The sequence below is a fragment of the Agathobaculum massiliense genome (genome assembly GCF_900291975.1).
GTDB lineage: Bacteria > Bacillota > Clostridia > Oscillospirales > Butyricicoccaceae > Agathobaculum > Agathobaculum ammoniilyticum.
Window position 1 is genome coordinate 894376 of record NZ_OMPN01000001.1, and the last position, 21748, is coordinate 916123.

18 protein-coding genes and 1 tRNA gene are annotated in these 21748 nt (G+C 60.2%); 3 read left to right on the forward strand and 16 right to left on the reverse strand.

Annotated features, from left to right (window positions below; translation table 11 throughout):
• The first annotated feature begins 8 nt into the window (after positions 1-8).
• The gene (locus tag DBQ51_RS04665) at positions 9-1034 is read left to right on the forward strand and encodes a sugar kinase (protein ID WP_107630912.1); all 1026 of its coding nucleotides are present in this window, start codon (positions 9-11) and stop codon (positions 1032-1034) included.
• Positions 1035-1143: 109 nt separating this feature from the next.
• Here the strand turns inward: DBQ51_RS04665 and DBQ51_RS04670 are convergent, their stop codons facing one another.
• From DBQ51_RS04670 to ychF, 14 genes are all read right to left on the reverse strand, one after another.
• Positions 1144-1854 carry a hypothetical protein gene (locus DBQ51_RS04670; RefSeq protein WP_107630913.1) on the reverse strand — a complete coding sequence of 237 codons (711 nt, stop codon included), beginning with the start codon at positions 1852-1854 and terminating at the stop codon, positions 1144-1146.
• Positions 1847-4030: a M1 family aminopeptidase gene (locus DBQ51_RS04675; protein ID WP_107630914.1), complete on the reverse strand. Its 2184-nt coding sequence runs from the start codon at positions 4028-4030 to the stop codon at positions 1847-1849. The genes DBQ51_RS04670 and DBQ51_RS04675 overlap by 8 nt, the downstream gene beginning before the upstream one ends.
• Entirely contained in the window at positions 4027-4881 is an 855-nt protein-coding gene (locus DBQ51_RS04680; protein ID WP_107630915.1) for an ATP-binding cassette domain-containing protein, read from the reverse strand. The genes DBQ51_RS04675 and DBQ51_RS04680 overlap by 4 nt, the downstream gene beginning before the upstream one ends.
• Positions 4882-4981: 100 nt before the next feature.
• The gene (locus tag DBQ51_RS04685) at positions 4982-6481 is read right to left on the reverse strand and encodes a sensor histidine kinase (RefSeq protein WP_107630916.1); all 1500 of its coding nucleotides are present in this window, start codon (positions 6479-6481) and stop codon (positions 4982-4984) included.
• Positions 6459-7130, reverse strand: a complete 672-nt coding sequence (locus DBQ51_RS04690) for a response regulator transcription factor (RefSeq protein WP_054327718.1) — start codon at positions 7128-7130, stop codon at positions 6459-6461. Before DBQ51_RS04690 ends, DBQ51_RS04685 begins: the two co-directional genes overlap by 23 nt.
• A gap of 166 nt (positions 7131-7296) precedes the next feature.
• Positions 7297-7372, reverse strand: a tRNA-Ala gene (locus DBQ51_RS04695).
• A gap of 84 nt (positions 7373-7456) precedes the next feature.
• Positions 7457-8227: a TatD family hydrolase gene (locus DBQ51_RS04700; protein ID WP_107630917.1), complete on the reverse strand. Its 771-nt coding sequence runs from the start codon at positions 8225-8227 to the stop codon at positions 7457-7459.
• Positions 8228-8243: 16 nt separating this feature from the next.
• Positions 8244-9008, reverse strand: coding sequence for an HAD hydrolase family protein (locus tag DBQ51_RS04705; RefSeq protein WP_107630918.1), 765 nt, complete (start codon positions 9006-9008; stop codon positions 8244-8246).
• 257 nt (positions 9009-9265) lie between these two features.
• Entirely contained in the window at positions 9266-9475 is a 210-nt protein-coding gene (locus DBQ51_RS04710) for a DUF4177 domain-containing protein (RefSeq protein ID WP_107630919.1), read from the reverse strand.
• 287 nt (positions 9476-9762) lie between these two features.
• Positions 9763-11715, reverse strand: coding sequence for a methionine--tRNA ligase (metG, locus tag DBQ51_RS04715; RefSeq protein ID WP_107630920.1), 1953 nt, complete (start codon positions 11713-11715; stop codon positions 9763-9765).
• Positions 11716-11736: 21 nt separating this feature from the next.
• On the reverse strand, positions 11737-12270 hold the full coding sequence (locus tag DBQ51_RS04720) for an N-acetyltransferase (protein WP_054328312.1): 534 nt from the start codon (positions 12268-12270) through the stop codon (positions 11737-11739).
• 562 nt (positions 12271-12832) lie between these two features.
• Positions 12833-13777 (reverse strand): DUF975 family protein, encoded by a 945-nt coding sequence (locus tag DBQ51_RS04725; protein WP_107630921.1) that lies wholly within the window; start codon positions 13775-13777, stop codon positions 12833-12835.
• Positions 13778-13833: 56 nt separating this feature from the next.
• Positions 13834-15537: a VanW family protein gene (locus DBQ51_RS04730; protein ID WP_159068068.1), complete on the reverse strand. Its 1704-nt coding sequence runs from the start codon at positions 15535-15537 to the stop codon at positions 13834-13836.
• A 283-nt stretch (positions 15538-15820) separates the two neighbouring features.
• Positions 15821-16924: a redox-regulated ATPase YchF gene (gene ychF, locus DBQ51_RS04735; RefSeq protein WP_186949735.1), complete on the reverse strand. Its 1104-nt coding sequence runs from the start codon at positions 16922-16924 to the stop codon at positions 15821-15823.
• Positions 16925-17083: 159 nt separating this feature from the next.
• On the opposite strand from ychF, the gene DBQ51_RS04740 reads away from it, so the two are divergent.
• Positions 17084-17980 carry a hypothetical protein gene (locus DBQ51_RS04740; protein WP_107630924.1) on the forward strand — a complete coding sequence of 299 codons (897 nt, stop codon included), beginning with the start codon at positions 17084-17086 and terminating at the stop codon, positions 17978-17980.
• 211 nt (positions 17981-18191) lie between these two features.
• Positions 18192-19421: a M23 family metallopeptidase gene (locus DBQ51_RS04745; RefSeq protein WP_159068069.1), complete on the forward strand. Its 1230-nt coding sequence runs from the start codon at positions 18192-18194 to the stop codon at positions 19419-19421.
• A gap of 104 nt (positions 19422-19525) precedes the next feature.
• Here DBQ51_RS04745 and DBQ51_RS04750 read toward each other — a convergent pair whose 3' ends face one another.
• Entirely contained in the window at positions 19526-20080 is a 555-nt protein-coding gene (locus DBQ51_RS04750; protein ID WP_107630926.1) for an ECF transporter S component, read from the reverse strand.
• A 151-nt stretch (positions 20081-20231) separates the two neighbouring features.
• Positions 20232-21575 (reverse strand): butyryl-CoA:acetate CoA-transferase, encoded by a 1344-nt coding sequence (locus DBQ51_RS04755; protein ID WP_054328306.1) that lies wholly within the window; start codon positions 21573-21575, stop codon positions 20232-20234.
• Positions 21576-21748 lie beyond the last annotated feature (173 nt).

A 21748-nucleotide genomic window follows, 5' to 3' on the forward strand; every position in this document is an offset into this window, starting at 1 on the left:
GGAAAATCATGAAAATCGTAACCTTTGGCGAGCTTATGATCCGTCTGCAGCCGTACAATTACGAACGCTTCGTACAGGCTGACCATCTCGAATTCACCTTTGGCGGCGGCGAAGCCAACGTTGCTGTTTCGCTGGCGAACTACGGCATGGACGCCGCGTTCGTCACCAAACTGCCGGCGCACACCATCGGCCAGTGCGCGGTCAACTCCCTGCGCCGCTACGGTGTGGATACCAGCAAGATCGTCCGCGGCGGCGACCGTGTCGGCATCTACTTCAACGAGAAGGGCGCTTCCCAGCGCGGCTCGGTCTGCATCTACGACCGCGCGCATTCCGCGATCCAGGAAGCGACCACCGCTGATTTTGACTGGAACAAAATCTTTGAGGGCGTGGACTGGTTCCACTTCACCGGCATCACTCCGGCGCTCGGCCCGAATGTTGTCGATATCTGCCGCGAGGCCTGCCAGGCGGCCAAGGCGCACGGCGTCAAGATCTCCTGCGACCTGAACTACCGCGGCAAGCTCTGGACCCGCGAGCAGGCGCGCGAGGCCATGACCGATCTGTGCCAGTATGTGGACGTGTGCATCTCCAACGAGGAGGATGCCAAGGACGTGTTCGGTATTGAGGCTGAATCCACCGATATCTACGCGGGTGAGATCAACCACGAGGGCTACAAGTCTGTCGCCAAGCAGCTGGCGGACAAGTTCGGTTTTGAAAAGGTTGCCATCACCCTGCGCGAGTCCCACTCCGCTTCCGACAACGGCTGGAGCGCGATGCTGTTCGACGCGAAGACCGGCGAGTACTGCTTCTCCAAGAAGTATGAGCTGCGCATCATCGACCGCGTCGGCGGCGGCGACAGCTTCGGCGGTGGCCTGATCTACGCGCTGCTGAACGGGAAGTCCACCCAGGACGCGGTGGAGTTTGCTGTCGCGGCTTCCGCGCTCAAGCACACCATCGAGGGCGACTACAACATGGTTACGGTCGCCGAAGTCGAGAAGCTCGCCGGCGGCGACGGCTCCGGCCGCATCCAGCGCTAAACCTTACCCATAGCAACGGCATTTGCCGTTTTCCTCATCATTTTGATACCTCCCCTATCCTAACAAAGCGGAAAGCCCGCACTCCATTCGGAGTGCGGGCTTTCCGTATTCATAGTCTGCCGCGCCGGAAAATCCGCATGCCCAGCAGCAGGATTCCGGCCAGCAGCAAAAGCCCCTGCGCCACCCACACCGCGGCCGGCAACGTGAAAGGCGGGTCAGCCGGCAGGGTGAGCGGATAGCTCCGCAGTAGCGTGCCGTTCCACAGGCCGAGCGCCTCGGGCAGCGGCAGCGCGGACAGGATAAACGGCGCGAGCATCCACCCGTATACCAGCCACGGGCATGCGCCGCCCAGCAGCCAACCGCTCCCCGCCGCAAACACAAGCGGCGGCACCGCGACTGCCAGCAGAGGAAGCAGCAGGCTCCCCCAGTCGTGCCAGTGCAGCGTATAGGCAAAGAATACCGCGGCCAGCAGCACGGCGGCGCCAAGCAGCAGAAGCATCCCTAGCAGCAGCGCCATGCAGCGCACGCCCGCAAAGCGGCGCGGGTCCACCGCAGTCGCGCCGGTCAGCACCGCGGTCCGCCGTTCGCCCTCCGAGGTGAAGAAGGTCAGGAAAAACAGCGTACCCACCCACAAAAGGGGCAGCAGCCGCGCCAGATAATATCCAAAGCTCCACGGCGAGAACGGCGCGGTGTACGCAACGCCCAGTATCACCTCTCCGGAAAGTAGCAGCCAGCCGTAGAGAAGCACCGCCGCCAATATGCCGAAGAAAAATTTATTCAGCAGGAGCCGGCGCAGCTCGCACACAAACACCTTACGCACGTCCGATCTCTCCTTCCTCCAAGTCGCAGGCGTTCAGAAAATCACCCAGCGTGATATACGGCGGCAGCTCGCCGCCCCCCTGCGTATACAGCCGCGCCAGCACCGCGTCCAGCCTTTCCCGCCCGATCTTCTGCTCCGCGCGGTAGATCATCAGCGCCGTGCCGTCGTACCAGTTGACCGAATCGGCTGCAGCCTTTACCTCTGCCGCATATGCTTCAGGCAGGACCGCCAGATATTCCGGATGCCGCATATAAAACGACTGCGCGTTCTGCGACGTGGTGCGCTCCCACTTTTCGACATAATTTGCGCGGGCATACTCCTCTCCTTTCAGTTCAGCCATCAGCCGGTAGGTCGAGTAGGTCGTCATGCCCTCGTCCGTCCAGTTCGCGTCCTCCATATCGGCCAGGGAAACGCCCAGCCCCCACCACTGATGGATGATCTCATGCGCCAGCACCTCGGCGCTGTCCGCGCCCTTGTCCGGAGAGGCCAGGTTTTGATCGCTGAAATAGCTCTCCCCCATTTGGCTGATGTTCCCACTCGCGCTCCCGCCAAACTGGAACACCGTGCTCTGCACAATCTTGAACGGCTTGTCCTGCGTAAAGGTACGCGGGCCATAGTGTTCGGTGCAATAGTCAATCGCCTCCTGCATGATGTCAATCCCCTCGCCCGCAAGGCGCGGCTCGTATTTAGCGCTGTACCAGAATTCGATCGGGAAGCCGCCGCCCTCCAGCGTCCGGCACATATAGTCGCCCGCGAAAATGCGTAGTTCGCCTGCGCCTGCGTCCTCGGCATGCCAGTTGGTCGTCCCGTCGCCATTCGGCGCCCCCCTGCGCGTCGTTCCGGAGGACACCAGCGTCATCGAATCCCGCAGCGCGATATCCAGCGTGACCGGCGTTTCCTCCCCCGCCAGCTGCAGGAGCAGGGACGGGGCGAGATGCGACCCGAACAGCTCGATCCCTTTTCCGCTGATGAATCCGGCGCTGCTCATCAGTTCTTCCTGTGCGTTCCACATTTTCGGCATGCCGCCGTACTCCACGACCAGCGTGATCTGTTCCTCTGCGGGGAGTACACAGCGCACCTCGCGCGCGGCGATATAATCGTTGCACATATCCTCCCATTCCACAGGGTTGCCATTGGCCGTGACCTCCCGCACCCGATAGCCGGAATCCAGCTCGAAATACAGCTCCTGCGACTCCCCCGACGTATTGGTAATCCGATAGGAGGCTGTGCCGGACAGCGTACCCAGCAGGTAGCTTTCAATACGCGCTTCGATCTCCGTGCCGGCCAACGTCAGGGCCGTGTTGCTGCGGTCCTCCGGCTGGTAGCTCATCCAATCCGACGGGCTGTGGTCTATAAACGGCTGCCGCGCCCACAGGATGCCGCCTCCGGCCGCCAACGTGGCCGCCAGCAGCGGCAGGGCGGCAAACCGCAGATGGCGTGCAAACGATCCTATCAGCCCGCGGCCATATTGCCGCACCCCCAGCAGCGACAGCAAGTACAGGCTGGTCAGCAGACACAGCCAGACGATACGGCTGTACAGTGCGGTGCGCCAAATCACCGCGCTACCGAACGCATCCGACAAGGCGGTAACAAGCGGCACGCACCACTGGGCGAGGAAAAAGCGGCTGCACCACGCGCCCTGTGAGAAAACGATGCATGCCAGCACAACAGCCAGGCTGATATCCAGCCGGTACGCGAACTGATCGACCGCCGCCGCCAGCAGCGTTCCCATGACCGGACCGGACAGCAGGATCAGCGCAGTCGCGAGCCAGTAATCCCCCAGGGAAAAGACAATGTCGAGCTTGTACCAGGTATAGGGCAGGTACAGCAGGCCGGTTGCCAGCACGGTCAACACGGCCATAGCCAGCACGGAGAACAGCCGCACGGCTGCGAGCCGGAGCGGGGACAGCGCCGCGTCGGTGATTGCGGCGATCCGGCTGCGGCGCGGCTTTTCCAGGCTCGCCAGCATCAGCAGCGCGAAAGCCGCCGCCCCGATCAGCCCGCCGGTCAGCATGGGGTTGGCCAGATACAGGGACGCCATGGAATCCCCATACGCCGGTCGGTACAGCCCGTATCCCGCCAGCGGCCCCAGCAGGGTCGCCGCGACCGCCAGCCAAGTCAACCGCCCGCACAACAGCCGCCCCAGCTCAACGCGGAACAATGCACGCAGGCTCATGTTTCCGCCTCCTCGATCAGGTAGAGGTAGGCGTCCTCCAGCGTCGGCTCAGCCGGCTGGGCGTAGGCGGGCAGCGTGCGCGCCACCGCGCGGCACTGGACCCCGTCCGCGGTATTGACGCGCGCGGTGATATGCAGCGCCGCGTCCTCCTCCGGCCGTTCGGAAAAGGTGCAGACATGTCCCCGCGTCATGCGGATCAGCTCCTGCGGCGTACCCGAAAAGCGAATACGGCCATGATGGATGACGATAAGCCGGTTGCATACGGACTGCACATCCTCGATGATATGAGTGGACAGCAGCACCAGCTTATCCTGCGCCGCGCGCGAAAACAGGTTGCGGAAATGGATGCGCTCCTCCGGATCCAGCCCGACGGTCGGCTCGTCAAAGATCAGGAACCGCGGCTCCCCCAGCAGGGCCTGCGCGATGCCGACCCGCTGCCGCTGCCCGCCGGACAGCGTGCGTATCCGCGCGCGCCGTTTTTCCTCCAAATTGACATCCGACAGCACGGCCTGCACCGCCTTTTTCTGGTCGTGCAGTCCCTTGAGGGCGGCCATGTACTCCAGAACCCGTTCGCCCGTCAGTTCGTCATACAGGCCGAAGCTCTGCGGCAGATAGCCCAGTCGCCGTTTATAGGCGGTTTCGTTTTCCCGCAGCGGCGCGCCGTCGGCCAGAATCGTCCCCGCCGATTCGGTCAGCCCTGCCACGAGCAGCTTCATGAGGGGGGGTTTTCCCGCGCCGTTCGGCCCCCGCAGGCCGACCAGGCTGGGGCTTTCCAGTTCAAGGGAGATGTCCTGCAGCGCCTGCTTGCCGTTGGGATAGGTCATGGACAGGCTGTTGATACTGATTTTCATATGTCAGCGTCCTTTCTTGCGATTTCTGACGCCCAGTATATACGCGCCGCATGGAACCAGTTTGAAGCTAATGTGTGTTTTATATGAAGAAGCCCGCCGCTCAATCGAGCGGCGGGAACGTAATGGTAAAGGATACCCCCTCCGGCGTGTTGCAGGCCGTGCAAACGGCATGGCACCGCTGCAAAATCATACGCACCAGATACAACCCCAACCCGCTGCCGCCCGTCCGGCGGTTGCGGGACTGCTCGGCGCGGTAAAACGCTTCAAACAGATGCGGGATATCCCCTTCCGACAGGTGCGCGCGGGTATTTTCGACCGTCAGCACCGGCCGGCCGGCCCGTAGTCGGGTGCTGACGCGGACCTCGGCTCCCGCGGGCGAATAATGCGCGGCGTTAGACAGCAGGTTTTCTACCGCCCTGCCCAGCAGGGCGCGCTCCCCCAGCACCGTCACCCCATCCGACAGGGACACCCGAAAGCGCAGGCCGCGCTGCTCGAACAGCGCTTCATCCTGCTCCAACTGCTCCTGCACCAGCTCGGACAGGTCGAGACGCTCCATTTTTACCGGCTCGCCGTCCGATTCCAGCCGCGAAACGGTCAGGATCTCGCGTATCAGCTCTTCCATACGCGCGGTCACAGCAAGCGACCGCGCGAGATATTTGTCACGGTCCCGATATACGGAAACCCCGTCCAGCATGCCGGTCAACTGTCCCTTGAGGATCGTAACCGGCGTTTTCAGCTCATGCGACGCGGCGGAAAAAAACGCCAGTCGCTGCCGTTCCAGCTTCCGCTCGCGCTCCATATCACTGCGGAGCGCCTCATTCGCAGCCTGCAGGCCGGTCAGGGCCTCCTTCAGCTTTTGCGCCATGCCGTCCAGGCTGCGGCCCAGCACGCCGATCTCGTCGCGGCGTTTTTCCTCGCACTGCCAGTCGAAATCCAGATGTTCCATGCGGCGCGCGATGCCGCTCAGCCGGATGATCGGCCGCGTGATGTAGCGAGAATACAGCAGCGCGCAGCCCGCCGAAAACACCAGCATTGCGAGCAGCAGCCATGGCGCGGCGCGCAGCAGTGCCTGCACCGCCTGATTCTCCGGCTGCGCATACGGCTGGACGTACAGCTCGTAGGAGGTGGCGTCGTGCAGGAAGGTGACCTCCGCAGTCAGGGCGCTGGTTGCCGTTCCGGTGATTGACAGCACGCTGTCCTCCCACATGCTGTCCGCCATCCCAAACGCTATACCGTCGCTTTTTCCGCTATCCTCCGCGGCCACAACCACCACATTGTCGTTTTCATACAGCGAATAGACCGCAAGCTGCGAGCCGGTGTCCACCACCTTGCCATCCGCACCCAGCAGCATGGCTTCCGCGCCCGCGCTGCGGATAAATTCATCAAGCAGCGGCCCGCAGTCCTCACGCTCTGTTTGCGCCAGCCGGTCGACCAATTCGTTCATCTGTTCCTCTATCGCGCTGCTTATGACCGCCGTATAGGTGATCGGCGTCGCCCAGGCGATGCAGCCGAAAGTGATCGCGCCCGCGCCCAGCAGCAGGGCGAAAGTCATCAGGAAGATACGCGCGGTCAGGCTTTCACGGATTTTCTTTCGCAGCACGGTAGCCCACCCCTCTCACAGTCTCAATATAATCCACGCCGAGCTTGCGGCGCAGGTTTTTGATATGGCTGTCCACCACGCGCTCGTCCCCGAAGAAATCATAGCCCCATATCTTGGCCAGCAGCACCTCGCGCGTGAACACCCGCCCTGGGCTGGATATAAAGGCGCGGAGCAGCTCGAACTCACGCGCAGTCAGCTCCAGCGGGCGGCCCTCCAGCCGCGCCTCCATCATGTCCGGATCGAGCGTCAGCCCGCGGTAACGTATCACATGCGAAACGCCGATCCCGCCTCCCACGCGGCGCAGCACCGCCGCCACCTTGCGCAGCAGGATGGGCATGGAAAACGGCTTTACAATATAATCGTCTATTTCCAGGTCGAAACCGCGGAGCTGCTCGGCCTCCCCGTCGAGCGCGGTCAGCATGATGACTGGCAGGCGCGATTCCCGCCGGATCAGCTCGCACACGCCGAACCCATCGATCTTGGGCAGCATCACATCGAGCAGCGCCAGATCGAACGGCGCTTCATGGAAGCGGTCGAGCGCCTCCACCCCGTCCGACGCCAGTACCGTGTCATAGCCCGCATCCCGCAGGTAGGCGTCCAGTAGCTCCTGAATATCCAGGTCGTCCTCCACAATCAATATGCGTTTCATCCAAGTCCCCCCTCATCCGGTAGTATAACAGGGCTTTATGGATTTTACATGAAGAACGGAAAAATCCCCTTTCCCCGCCTTGCCGGGCAGCACGTGGCGCCTTGTAGGGGTCCGGCTTCCGAAAAAAGAAAAGCCGCACTTTTTCGGAATGAAAAAGTGCGGCTTCTGGTGGAGACGGTGAGGATCGAACTCATGACCTCCACACTGCCAGTGTGGCGCTCTCCCAGCTGAGCTACGCCCCCAAAAGGTCGTCCGCTTTGTTCTGACGACGAAATATATTATACACAAATACACTTTCCCTGTCAAGAAAAAATGCAAATTTTTCGTCACGCAATCCCAAACAATCTTTTGCCGTTTTCTGTTGTGATCCTTTCGACCGCTTCCGCTTCCATCCCTTTGACCTGCGCAATCGTTTCCGCCATACGGTGTACATATAGCGACGAATTGCGGCGTCCGCGATACGGTTCGGGCGCCATATAGGGGGCGTCCGTTTCAATCATCAGCCGGTCGAGCGGTGTCTCCCTGATAATCTCCAATGCCTTGCGCGCGTTTTTGAACGTGATCACACCGGTGAATGACAGATAGTATCCCAGCTTGAGCAGCTCTCGCGCCATCTCCACGCTGCCCGCGAAGCAATGGTACACACCTGTGACGCCGGCATACTGGCGCGCGATCTCCATGCAGTCGCCGTGCGCATCGCGGTCATGCACGATAACCGGCTTGCCCAGCGCGCGCGCAAGCTCCATCTGCCGCGCAAACACCACCTGCTGCCGCGCGCGCGCCCGCTCGTCCTTTTCCCAGTAATAATCCAGCCCGATCTCGCCAATCGCACGCACCTTCGGCTCCGTCTGCGCCAGTTCTTTGATGACCGCAAGGTCGTTATTCCAATTTTCGTCAATATTTTCAGGATGTATCCCCACGGCAGCGTATATAAAAGGGTATTTTTGTGCATAGCCGACCGCCTTGCGAGAGCTCTCCAAATCACAGCCCGGGTTGAGGATCAGCCCTACACCGTTTTCCGTCATGGCCGACAGCAGCGCATCCCTGTCCTCGTCAAAGCGCTCGTCATCATAATGCGCATGGGTATCAAACAGCATCGTTTTACTTTCCTCCTCATATCCAGCCGAAATGCCGGCAGGCATTCCACAGTCCGTCCTGGTCAACCGATGTCGTAATGTAATCCGCCTTTTCTTTCAGCGCCGCGCAGGCGTTCCCCATCGCCACCGAAAGCCAGCCCTGCCCGAACATACAAACGTCGTTCGTACCGTCTCCGAAGACTGCGACGTCCTCATCCAGCACGCCCAGCACGTCCAGCATGCGCCGGATGCCGCGCTGCTTGCAGACCGGCTCGATAAACAGCACATCCTGGTTGTAGCGGACCGTCGGCAGGCCGCCGAGGTCGATCTCCCCTTGATTTTCCGGCGTGCAGGCGATATATACCTTATACAGCTTGTCCATCCCGCGGTAATCAAAGGCCGGATCGACCGTGACCGGAAAATAATTGCTTGGCGCGACAGCCAGATACCGCTCATCCGCCGTAAGGCAGACCCGCTCGTTTTCGAGCGTTACCGCCCAGGGGACGCGCTGCCGCTCCAGCCGGTCCAGCAGGGCGACGCAATCCGTCACGGGCAGGCTCTGCATCTCAATGACCTCTCCGTCCAGCGTCAGGCTGTAACCACCGTCGGCCACGATATGCGTAAAGCCGTACCGCTGTGCGACCACGGCGGCGGAAGCCTGCAGCCGGCCGGTTGCGATCGCGGTAAAATGGCCGTTCGCGCGTAGCCGCTCCAGGCAGCGCGCCCCGCTTTCCGGCATCACGGTCGTCAGGCCGGTCGCCAGCGTGCCGTCAATATCAAAAAAGAGGTATTTCTTTCGCATGGGTTCATCCTTATCGCTTGTATTTTTTGTAGATATATCTGTAAATGCCGATCAAAGCGTCCAGCCTGCACCGTACCCCCTCCACAGCCGCGCACAGACGCGGTTATAAGCTGGGATATCGCGGATTTCCTCCGGTTTGACCGTGCTGCCCGCTCAGAAGTGCATCGAGTCGCGCCGTATGGCCGCCCAGCAGCCGCCGACAGCAAATACCGCCGCGCAGAAGCACAGGATGACTGCCATCGGAATGTTTGCCGCGTTCATTTTTCATCCTCCACAGGCCTTCCAAGCACCAGGTCGGCCTCTTTCATCAGGCCACTATCGCCGGAAAGCTTTATCGGCAAACAGCCGGCATACCGCCACCTCTGCGCCGCATACCGGTCGATGATTTTCCGCTGCTTACATTCCGCATTGTTGATCCAAAAGCCGCCGCCCCTGTACAGCGAAACGTATTCGTCTTGATACATCATCCAGACCCCCACCCATAAAAAGCGAGCCGCGGCGCCAGCCGCAGCCCTTCGCTCTTTTATTGTAGCACAGCTTCGCGCCGCCTGCAATCCCCGCCTCCAAACAGCAAAACGGCGGCTCTCTGAACCGCCGTTCCACCGCGCCGCAGCGCGCATCCCTCCCCCGCTATGCCGGGTGTTTGGATGCCCCGACCCAGCCGCCTTAGGCGGCGTCATTCGGGTATCGAAAGGCGGTTTCTACTGGAACCGTCTTTCGCATATAGTGGGCTTGTGAAGCCCACTATACTCTGTCAGCAGAGCTTTGCACCCGCTTCAATACCATCATCCAGCATGAGCAGATCGAGCTTGCCGTCCTTCTCCGCGGAGAGCAGCATGCCGCATGACTCCTGCCCCATCATCTTGCGCGGCGGCAGGTTGGTGACCGCAACGACCGTCTTGCCTACCAATTCCTCGGCCTTGTAATACTTGGCGATGCCGGACAGGATCTGGCGCGGCGTACCCGATCCGTCGTCGAGTTGGAATTTTAAGAGCTTCTCACTCTTCTTGACGTTCTCGCACGCGAGCACCTTGCACACGGTCATATCCACCTTGCAGAAGTCGTCGAACGGGATATCCGGCAGGAAAGTGACCACCGGCTGCTCCGCCGTCTGCGCGGCCTGCTTCTCCGCCTCGATCTCCGCGAGCTTTTTCGGGATGTCGATGCGCTCGAACAGGATGGACGCCTCGCCCACCTGCGCGCCCGCCTGTATGCCGCCAAACGAAGCAAGGCTCTCCACACCATTGTCCGCGGTGTTCAACTGCACAAAGATCTTGTCCGCCGTTTCGGGCAGGTAGGGGCGCAGCATGGTCGCCGCAAAGCGGATGGACTCCAGCAGGTTATACAGCACCGTACCCAGGCGGTCGCGCTTGGCCTCGTCCTTGGCCAGCGCCCAGGGCATGGTTTCATCAATATATTTGTTCGAGCGGCGCAGAAGCGTGAACACCTCGTCGATCGCGTCAGCGACGTGCAGGTCGGCCATGCGCTTTTCGAGTGCCGCGGGCAGGCCGAGCGCGACCGTTTTCAGCTCGTCGTCCACCGGCTCCGCCGCAATCGGGGCGGGGATAACGCCACCGAAATACTTCTTGGTCATGGCGATTGTCCGGTTGACCAAGTTGCCCAGCACGTTGGCAAGGTCGGAGTTGATGCGCTCGCAAATCAGCTCATAGGAGATCACGCCGTCGTTGGCGAACGGCATCTCGTGCAGCACATAGTAGCGCACCGCGTCCACACCGAACAGGCGCACCAGATCGTCCGCGTAGATCACATTGCCGAGTGACTTCGACATCTTGCCCTCACCCACGAGCAGCCACGGGTGGCCGAACACCTGCTTCGGCAGTTCCTCGCCCAGCGCCATCAGGAAGATCGGCCAGTAGATGGTGTGGAAACGGATGATGTCCTTACCGATCAAATGCACGTCCGCGGGCCAGAAGCGCTTATAGTGCTCATCGTGGTTCCCATCAGGATCGTAGCCGCAGAAAGTGATATAGTTGGTCAGCGCGTCCAGCCAGACATAAACCACATGCCCTGGGTCAAAGTCCACCGGAATCCCCCAGGAGAACGAGGTGCGGGACACGCACAGGTCTTGTAGGCCGGGCTTTAAGAAGTTGTTGACCATCTCGTTCTTGCGGCTCTCCGGCTGTATGAACTCGGGGTGGTCTTCAATATGCTTCATCAGGCGGTCGGCGTACTTGCTCATGCGGAAGAAGTAGGCTTCCTCCTCCGCGTCCACCACCGGCCGGCCGCAGTCCGGACAGCATCCGTCCTTAAGTTGCGACTCGGTCCAGAACGACTCGCAGGGCTTGCAGTACTTGCCCTTGTACGCACCCTTATAGATATCGCCCTGATCATACAGCTTTTTGAAGATTTTCTGTACCTTTTTCTCATGCATGGGGTCAGTCGTGCGTACGAACTTGTCGTAGGTGGTGTTCATCAGGTCCCAGATGTCCTTCACCTGGCCCGCGACGTTGTCCACATGCTGCTGCGGGGTGATGCCCGCGGCCTCGGCCTTTTCCTGGATTTTCTGGCCGTGCTCGTCCGTACCGGTCTGGAAGTACACGTCGTATCCGGTCAGGCGCTTGTAGCGCGCGATCGCGTCGGCCAGCACGATCTCATAGGTGTTGCCGATGTGCGGCTTGGCCGAGGTATAGGCGATCGCCGTTGAGATATAATAGGGTTTCTTGTCCATCACTTTGCTCTCCTTCATAGAAAATGAAATTTTATAAGATCAAAAACAGTCGTACATAACCACATCCTGCAAAAATTTGTAGAATGATTGGTAAGCCGTCTCGGTCAGCGCTTTCGGAAAGGACAGCACGACCAGTCTGTGTCCGCTGTTTTCCACATGATATGGCGGGTGTACATGCGGATACGGATTGGTGCAATATCCGCAGCGCGCATAGAAACCAGCGCGGCGACAGGAAACCCAGTCCTCTGGGGGGTCGATTTCCAAAACAATGGTCTTCCCGCTCTGCTGTAGCAGCGACAGTGTCCTTTGCCCGTAATGGCGATTCCGCAGCTCAGGGAATATACAGAAATGCTCCACATAAATAAAGTCTTTCGTTTCCCAGCACAGTAACAGGCCAACCCATTCCACCCCATCGAAGACCAGTTCAAACCGATACCGTTTGTCCCGCAGGATTGCCTCTTGTGATGCTATCTGTCGTTGCTCATGCGGTGGAAAGCTCTCCGCGTACAAAGCCATTGCAGTATCATACCGCCCATCCTGTATATCTGTCAACCGTTCCAGATGCAAAATCATTTATCTCCTTTCGCACACCAGCGCATACAGCTCGCTATCCGGCAGCCCTCCATTCTTACAATCACGCGCGTCCCGTTCGGTATACGGATACGGGAACACGTCCCGCAGGTTTTCCGCCCCCCGCATCGTTTGCCATTAGGGCGCAGGCCGCCACGTCCGCAGAGCGGCAGGCATGAAAAAAGCCCTCCTCCCGAATGGTTTTCCATTCAAGGACGAGAGCAAAAACGCTTCCGTGTTACCACCTTGCTTCACGCGTCCCTCGCGGCGGCGCGCCTCATCAGGTACTTCCATACCCGAAGCGCTGTAACGGGCGCCCACCCGCCGCAGCCTACCCGCGTACCGCGGCTCGGTGCGGGACTCCAAGGCCATTTTCTGCCGCGGCCCCCGCGTCTCGCTCCCACCATCCGAGACTCGCTTTGCCGTTTTCCACGCCGTACTTTCCTTTTCATCGCCATACTTACCTGTATAACGGTTCCATTATAGCATCACGGTATTTTCCTGTCAAGCGTGCAAACAGCGGCGGCACCTTCAGCTCCCGCCACCGCTTTATCCGTTTTTTCCCTTACTGCTCAGGCTGACTGACATCCTGTGTCCTGCCCGCGTAAAATTCAAACAGGCCGATAAAAGAGGTATTGATGTACGCCGCCAGAAAACCGTTGATCACAACGCCCAAGCAGGCCCCTGCGGCCAGCGCCAGCAGGAACGCCACGAAGCCCGACGCGCCGGGGATAAACACAAAGCCGAACATCGCAATCAGCCAGCAAAGCCCGCTGACAAGGCCGGACAGCACATACCACCAGAAAAAGCTTAAAACAAACAGGAGTACCTTCCCATAATGCCCGTGGAACACACCGCTCCCGTCGCGCGTGGCATCCCACGCGCCGAGTGCCTCATGCTCGCTGATCAGGACCCAGCCCGCCTGATAGGTCATCACCTTGATGCGGATCGGGATCAACACGAGCTGGTAGAATACATAAAGCACCGCCACCGCCACCGTCAAATCCGTTTGCGTCAGGTAATGCCCCGAAGCAACGGCATTCACCAGCAGGCCCATGCCCACAAAGAAAAACAGCGCCGTGGGTAGGACCGACCAGAGGAGCTGCCGGAAAAACAGGCAGAATTCCATCCGCACACCCGCCCAGAACGAGTGCAGCGAGGTAAACGGCTGGAACAGCGCGGAAACGCCCGGCTCCTCCCCACGGAAAAGGCCAATATAAAACCGCATCATGCCATACATCAGCGGGCCGGTGACGACCAGCATGACGAATATCACCAGCCATACCGAATTCAGGTTGCGCTCCATAGCCATGCTAAGCGCGTTTCCCCTGTACCCATTTGCGTACAACGCAAATAAATCTCCGAATATCGTGAGGTACAGAATCAGCACCAGCAGGAAATATGGCACCGCATACAAAAACTGTATCCCCACACAGCGGCCGATCTGCTCCTTGACCCTACGCTTACACTGCCGCTTGATCGTCTTTCTCACCTGTACTCTATCGTGCAACTGCTGTTTCCTCCTATCGTTTCCCCGCTGTCTTTACCGGACCGCGCCCTGTCCGCTCACGCGGAGCCGCCCGCCGGCGTTTCCGGCGCCGCTGCGGAGGACGCGCCCTGTTCCGCTGTTTCTCCGGCTTCCCCGCCGTCGCCGGACGGCTCCTCCGTCTTGGGCGGTTCCTCGGTTTTGGGCTGCTCCGGCTGGATCGTGCCGACGTAGACCACCTTATCCCGCTTGTCATACCGCGAGCTGTTCGCCAGCACCTCGGTCGTCTTCCCGTTTTCCGTGATCTGCTTATAGGTGCGGGTGGAATAGCCCGTGATGCCGCTCACATCCAAGCGCGTCTGGCCCACCTTCATGGAATTATCCTTTTTCTCGATCGTCTGCGGCGAATAGGTTTCCAACACTTCGGTGCGGGTCGTAACCGTCTTGTCGCTCGTCTTGGTGCCGACGAGCGTCATAACCATCTGCCCGCCGCTCTGCTGCGCCAGGATCTTGACCGGATAATCCGTATTATTCTTGAACCGGAAATCCAGATTGCCGTAATCCACGGTCGCATCCTCGCCCAGCGGCGTATAGGCGACTGTATAGGAATGGTTATACCGCTCGGTCACCTCCAGGTCCGCGCGCAGCACGGCCATATACAGCGTGGAGGAGGGCTGGCAGACGCCGCCGCCGAACTCGTCAACGATCTGGCCGTTGACATATGCGTGCGCCGGCTTATATCCGCGCGCCTCGGTGCGCTCTCCGACCACACCGTTATACGAAAATTCATCGCCCGGGTTGAGTATGGTCCCGTTGATGGCCGCCGACGCCAGATTGACGTTGTTGGTGCGCGCGGTATTGCTCTCGTCCAGGTAGGTCACCGCCTGCGCCAGCGTATCCCGAAACAGCTTTTCCTGCAGGTCCGCCGCCGTCACCTTGGGCTGCGTGGTCGTGATCGGGACGGAATAGCTTTGCTCCGTCCCGTCCCCCACGATCTCCCGCGCCTGGTCGATATCGAACTGCACGCCGGGCTTTTCCGGCACAATGGTTTTGCCGTCCTCTTTATTGACCGTCGCGCTCACCGGCTCGCCGATCACCTGCTCGGCGATCTTATCCACATTGATCGCAGGCGTCTCGGTCAGCTCGGTCGAAACCTCATACGGCTCGAAATCCATCAGGCGGATCTTTTCCGTCAGCGCCTGCTCGACCGCATCCGTGTCAAACTGTACGCCAGGCTTGCCGGCATGGATGGTCATGGTATCCGTGCCAATGTCCCAAGTGGGTTCTACCGGCTCGGTCAACGCCTCCGCGGCGATGTCGGACAGTGCCTTTTTCAGCCCCTCCTCATCCACGGTGGCCGCCAGCTGCGCCTCGCCCCTGCCGAAAACCGCTGTGACCACATCCCACATGCGGGCCAGCGGGTTGCCCGTGCGTCCGACCGCATAGGCGTTCTCCGCGGACTGCGCCGCGTCCACATTTTCCAGCACGTCGCGCACCGGAATACGGTAGGTCTGCTCATAAATTGTGACGGAAACGTCCGCGTCCTCATACAGTGGCGCGCTCTGCTTTTCGATCTGCGCCGCGGCGGCGCTCCGGCTCAGCCCGCTGACCGCGATCGGCCCGACCGTCACCCCTGGGAACACATTCGGATAAAGGTAGGTGAACCCGCAGAGCAGGACCAGCAGAGCCGCTGCCACGCCGCCGACTATCTTCAGGGCGAGCGGCACGCGGAGCGTTTTCTTTTCCGCCTTCGGCGCGGCGTTCTTCGCCGTACGCTTCACCATATGCGCCCCTTTCCTTGTTTTATTGATCCGGTTTTCTAACATGATCTTCCCCTGTTTCGCTGTCTTTATATATGCGTAAATGAAAAATATCATACAAAATAAAACGGCAAGCACACCGCTCGCCATTTTTCGACGGTCTATACCATCCTCATTATATACAGAGCTTGTGGGATATGCAATAACAATTCGGTTAAATTCACAATATAATCACAAGAAGTAAACAAATCTACCCTCAAATACAAAAAAGCGCCGTTTTTCACGGCGCTTTTTGAGCAATACTCCCTTATACGTTGAAGCGGAACAGGACGACGTCCCCATCCTGCATCACATATTCCTTGCCCTCCGAGCGGACAAGGCCCTTTTCGCGGGCCGCCGCCAGCGACCCAAGCTCGATCAGATCCTGATAGCCGATCACCTCGGCGCGGATAAAGCCGCGTTCAAAATCCGAATGGATCTTTCCGGCGGCCTGCGGCGCCTTGGTACCCTTTTCAATCGTCCATGCGCGCACCTCCTGCTCTCCCGCAGTCAGGTAGCTCATCAGGCCGAGCAGGTCGTAGCACACGCGGATCAGGCGGTCCAGGCCGGATTCGTGCAGTCCCAGTTCGGAAAGGAACATCTCCTTCTCCTCCGCGTCCATGCCCGCGATATCCTCTTCCAGCTTGGCGCAAATCGGCAGCACCATCGCGCCCTCCGCGTCCGCGATCGCCTGTACTGCCTTCAGGCGCTCGTTCTCGGCCGCGTCGCCGGTAAAGCCCGCCTCGTCCATATTGGCGGCGTAGATCACCTTTTTCGCGGAAAGCAAGTCGCTCTCTTTTACCACGCGGTCAACGTCCTCATCCTCGCCGAAGCCCTCGAACGTGCGCGCGGTCCTGCCCTCCTCCAGATGCGCCTTGAGCGCCTCGAGGAGCTCCACATCCCGACTCAGCTTTTTGTCCGCCTTGGCAGCCTTGCGGGTGCGCTCCAGGCGGCGCTCCAGATGCTCGATATCCGCCAGGATCAGCTCAAGGTTGATGGTTTCAATGTCGCGTGCGGGATCGACCGAGCCTTCGACGTGGACGATATTCTCATTGTCAAAGCAGCGGACGACGTGGACGATCGCATCCACCTCGCGGATGTGGGACAGGAACTTGTTGCCCAGCCCCTCGCCCTTGCTCGCGCCGCGCACCAATCCCGCGATATCCACAAACTCCACCACCGCAGGGGTGGTCTTTTTCGCGTGGTACAGGTCGGTCAGCGGCTGCAGGCGCTCGTCCGGCACGGCCACCATGCCGACGTTGGGGTCGATGGTGCAGAACGGGTAGTTCGCGCTCTCCGCGCCCGCCTGCGTGATTGCATTGAACAAAGTCGATTTCCCGACATTCGGAAGCCCGACGATACCGAGTTTCATGATTGCCATTCCTCCAATTAGGATAAGGGAAGCCCTGTCCCCGTTTTTTGTCTTGCAAATAGTATACCGCTTTCGCTGGCATTTTGCAATCTTTTGCGGTATACTATTGTCACCGTTTCTGGTATCAACATTGCAGGCTGCTGCGGAAAGGGAACCATTATGCCGTCTTATGCCACCCATCATATTTTTGCCGCGACCGTCCAGCGCGTTACAGGAGACTCGGCCGCGCACATCGCCGCCACCTACCCCGCGGGATACCGCTGGGGCGCACAGGGGCCGGACCCGCTTTACTATTACCACGCGCCATTCTCCGGCCCGCTGGGCCGTTTGGCGCGCCGCATGCACACCGAGCCGCCCGGCGCTTTGTTTGAAGCGCTGTGCGTCGCCGCTGTGCAGCAGCATGACGCCGCCGCGCTCGCGTATGTGTTCGGCTTCTGCACACACTACGCGCTCGACCGCGTGACCCACGCTTTCCTGGAGGCGCAGGCCGACCGCCTCTCGCTCTACCTGCCCAATTATTCCGCCGAGGCGCGGCGCAAGCTGGTTGAAAGCGATATCGACGGCATCCTGATCACCAATTACATCGCTGCCGCCCCCGCGGAGTTTGAGGCGTTCCGCCTGCTCGATCCCAGCGCCGCGGAATGCACCGTGCTGGCGCGCGTGCTGGCCGGCGCGGCGAAAAGCGCGTGCGGCGCGCGCGTCTCCCCCGCCGCGGTGTACCGCTCGCTGCACGACATGCGCCGTGTGCTGCACCTGACGCACAGCGGCAGCCATATCCGCGGCCGCCTGGTGCATCTGGAGCGGCTCGCGGGCAAGGCCGGTCTCGCCTCCTCGCTGATCCGTCCCGCCGAACCGCTCGCCGCGGACTGCGCCAACCAGTCGCACCGCCCCTGGTCCTCGGGTAACGGCGAACGAACCGAGTCCTTCTGCGACCTGTTCGACGCGGCCGTGCCGCTCGCCGTGTCGCTTCAGCGCGCAGTCCTCGAACGCTATTATCAGCAAAAGCCCCTCGATCCGCGATTTTTCCCCACGAATTTCTGCGGCGCTGCAACGTAAATTTAATTTTCTGGAGCCAATCGACAGGTTTCGTATGACTTCGCCCTCCAAAGCGGTTAAGGTATCCATTGTTACCAAACTGTAACCTTGGACATTTGGAAAGGAGGGAATATGGAGGAGCGCTTTTCTCCATACTACCGTCATGCGAAACCTGTTATCATTTTTTGCCGGACTTTTTTCCGGCCTGTTATTTGCCCTTGTGCGGGCCATATTGCTGCTTGACCGCCTAATCTGTTGGTTCTGGGATCTGCCCTGCTGGGCGGCGCTTGCCCGCGTATGCCGCGCGGCGGCAAAGCGGCGCGCGGTCTGCGCAGCGGCCGTGTTCCTCCCCGTGTTCTTTGTGCCCAGCGCGCTGCTGCTGCACAGCGGCACCCTGGTGCTGGCGAACGGCAGGCCGCTCGGCCTGGTCGAGGAGGCGGACACGCTCTCCGCTGCGGTCGCGGAAATCGAACAGAGCGCGGGCGCGCTCGCGGGCGGGGAATACACGCTCCCCGTCTGCATTGAAACCAAACCGTCCTATGCACTGGAGGACCAGTTCCTGACCGGCGATACGCTCAAGGCCGAGCTGATCGACGCCAGCGGGGAACTGGACACGCTTGCCGTGATCTCGGTCGACGGCGAGCAGGCGGGCGTCTGCCGCTCGGCGGACGAGGCGCAGGCGCTGCTCGACCGCGTCAAGGCGCAGTACACGACCGCAACCGATGAGGACGCGGACTTCCTGCAGGAGGTGCGTGTGGACAATGTCGTCGCCCAGACCTCGCTGGTTTCGGATTTCGGCGCGCTGTACAGCACGCTCTCCCCCCGCTTGGATGTGACCGCGACGCGCTCGGTCACCTATACTGAGGAAATCCCCTATGAAACGATCACCCGCGAGAACGACCAGCTCGACCAGACCTACCGCGCCACCGTGCAGGAGGGCTGCGCGGGCGAGGCGGTCGTCACCGCCGAGATCGAAACCGTGGACGGACAGGAACATGGCCGCACCATCCTTGCGCGCACGGTGCTGAGCGACGCGAGGAATGAGATCGTCGAGGTAGGCACTAGGAATGTCGGCATCGGCACAGGCGAATTTTCCGTGCCGCTGACGAGCTACACCTTCACCTCTGCGTTCAAATGGCGCTGGGGCAGGCTGCACGGCGGCGTGGACCTTGCGGTGGGAGAAGGCACGCCAGTCTACGCGGCGGACAACGGCAAGGTCATCGTTGCCGAGGATTCGGGCAACGGGTACGGCAACTATATCATCCTCGATCACCAGAACGGCTTCAAGACCCTATACGGGCATAATTCCGAGCTGCTGGTATCGGTCGGGGACGTGGTCGCCAAGGGCGACCGGATCGCGCTTTCCGGCAACACGGGCAATTCGACCGGTCCGCACCTGCATTTTGAGATACAGGTCAACGACGAAAAGGTTGACCCGCAGCAGTACCTGACGCTCTCGTAAACGGAAAAAGCGCTGTGGACAGTGATCCACAGCGCTTTTTATGGTTCATCGAGGAATACCCGTATCTCCATCGCCTCACCGATCTGGGAAAACGGGTCAGTGCTTCAGGTCCGGATGCGTTCGCCCATCTCCGCACTCGCATGCCCCAGCACCGGCAACAGCACCGCGCATACGATCACGCCGGCCAGCCCCTGCACGATATTGAACGGCACGCCGGCCAGTACAGCCGCAACCGCAGCGCCCGCCGCGCTCCCCGCGACCAGCTCCATGCCGACCTCATACACATAATAGCCCGCGACCATCACGATTTCCGCGGGAATACCGCACAGCGCCACGCGTACCGGCATATTCATCCGCTCCCGTCCGGCCATGTGGTGGTAGAGCCAGCCGCCCGCCAGCGCGGTCAGCGCCTTGATGGCGAACGTACCCGGCACCCAGGCCATATAACCGCCGAACAGGTCGGCCAGCATCGAGCCGATGCCCGCCGCGACCGCGCCCAGCCCCGGCCCCAACAGGATGCCGCAGAGCAGCACCAGCCCGTCGCCCAAGTGAATATAGCCGAGCGTCGGCGTCGGGATACGGATAATCATGGTTGCGACCGTCGTCAGCGCCGCGAGCAGAGCAGCAAGGATGATCGTTCTGGTTTTTTTGCTTTTCATATTGTGACACCCTCTCTGTTTTTCCTTTGTTGGTACTATTGTACTCCCTGTATGGCCTTTTACAAAGCGCCAGATCAAACATTTTTCATAATGCCAGACTGCATGAAGAAAAGCGGCCCATCCGCAGATAGGCCGCCTGGTACTTTCCGTCTCAGCGCTTGTTGGAACGCTTCCAGATGTGCATTTTTTCCGCGTCCTGAATGAGCTGCTCGCGGAAGTCGGGATGCGCGACCGAGATCAGCGCCTCCGCGCGCTGCCAGGAGGACAGGCCCTTGAGACACACCTTGCCGTACTCGGTAACGAACCAGTGTACGTTCGGGCGCGCGTCGGTCACGACCGAACCGTCCGCCAGCGTCGGGCGGATGCGGGAAGCGATCGAGCCATCCTTCTGCTTGAATGTGGACGAACAGCAGATAAAGCTCTTACCGCCCTTGGACAGGTACGCGCCCAGCACAAAGTCGAGCTGGCCGCCCGCGCCGGAGATCTGCTTGGTGCCGGCCGTTTCCGCGTTCACCTGGCCGAACAGGTCGATATCCACTGCGTTGTTGATCGAAATAAAGTTGTCGATCTGGGCGATGGTGCGCGCGTCGTTGGTATAGGATACGGGAGCCGCGTAGCATTCCGGATTGTTGTCGATATAGTCATAGAGCTTTTTGGTGCCAGCGCCGAACGCATACACCTGCTTGCCCCGATCGATCCCCTTGCTCAGGCCGTTGATCTTACCCGCCATGGCGATGTCGACAAACGCGTCCACATACATCTCGGTATGTACGCCGAGATCCTTCAGGTCGGATTCCGCAATCATGGAACCGACCGTATTCGGCATGCCGCCGATGCCCAGCTGCAGGCAGGCGCCATTCGGGATCTCCTCCACGATCAGCTTGGCCACCGCGCGGTCAACGTCGGTCGGCGCACCGCCGGCGCCCAACTCCGCGATCGGCGGGTTCTCACCCTCGACGACCATATCTACCTCGGAGATGTGGACCGCTTCCTCAAAGCCGCCCAGGCAGCGCGGCATGTTCTTATTGACCTCGACGATGACAACGTCGGACACGTCGCACACTGCCTTCAGGTGGGACGCGTTCGGGCCGAAGCTGAAGTAGCCGTGGCTGTCCATCGGCGCAACCTGGAACATCGCCACGTTGACGTGCTTGACATTCTCCCGGTAGTAGCGCGGCAGCTCGGAATAGCGCAGCGCATTATAAAAGCCGAAGCCCGCGGTGCAGGCCTTGCGCTCGACGCCGCCCATGTGCCAGGAGTTCCAGGTGATCTTCTTTTCTACGTCCGGAATCTGGAATATAGCGGGCTGCCACATCAGGATGCCGCCGCGCAGGTTGATATCCTCCAACTCGCTCATCCGTCCGGCGAGCGCCTTGTCCAGCGCGCAGGCCGTGCCGGTACACCAGCCGTAGTCCACCCAGTCGCCCGATTTGACCACCTTGACAGCCTCATCCGCCGTGGTCAGCTTCTGCTGATAAAGAGCTTCGTAATCCATGATTGCCCAAACCTCCGTCTTTGTTTATTCTTTAACAATCTTGTTATCTATTATATCTATTGTATATAATACTATATTCCCCCTGTACAGGTCAAGCAAGGAGTTGCCATTTACAACACTTACAACCATTCACCCAGAAAGTGACCAGAAAGTTTTTCTTGATTTTCTTAAAT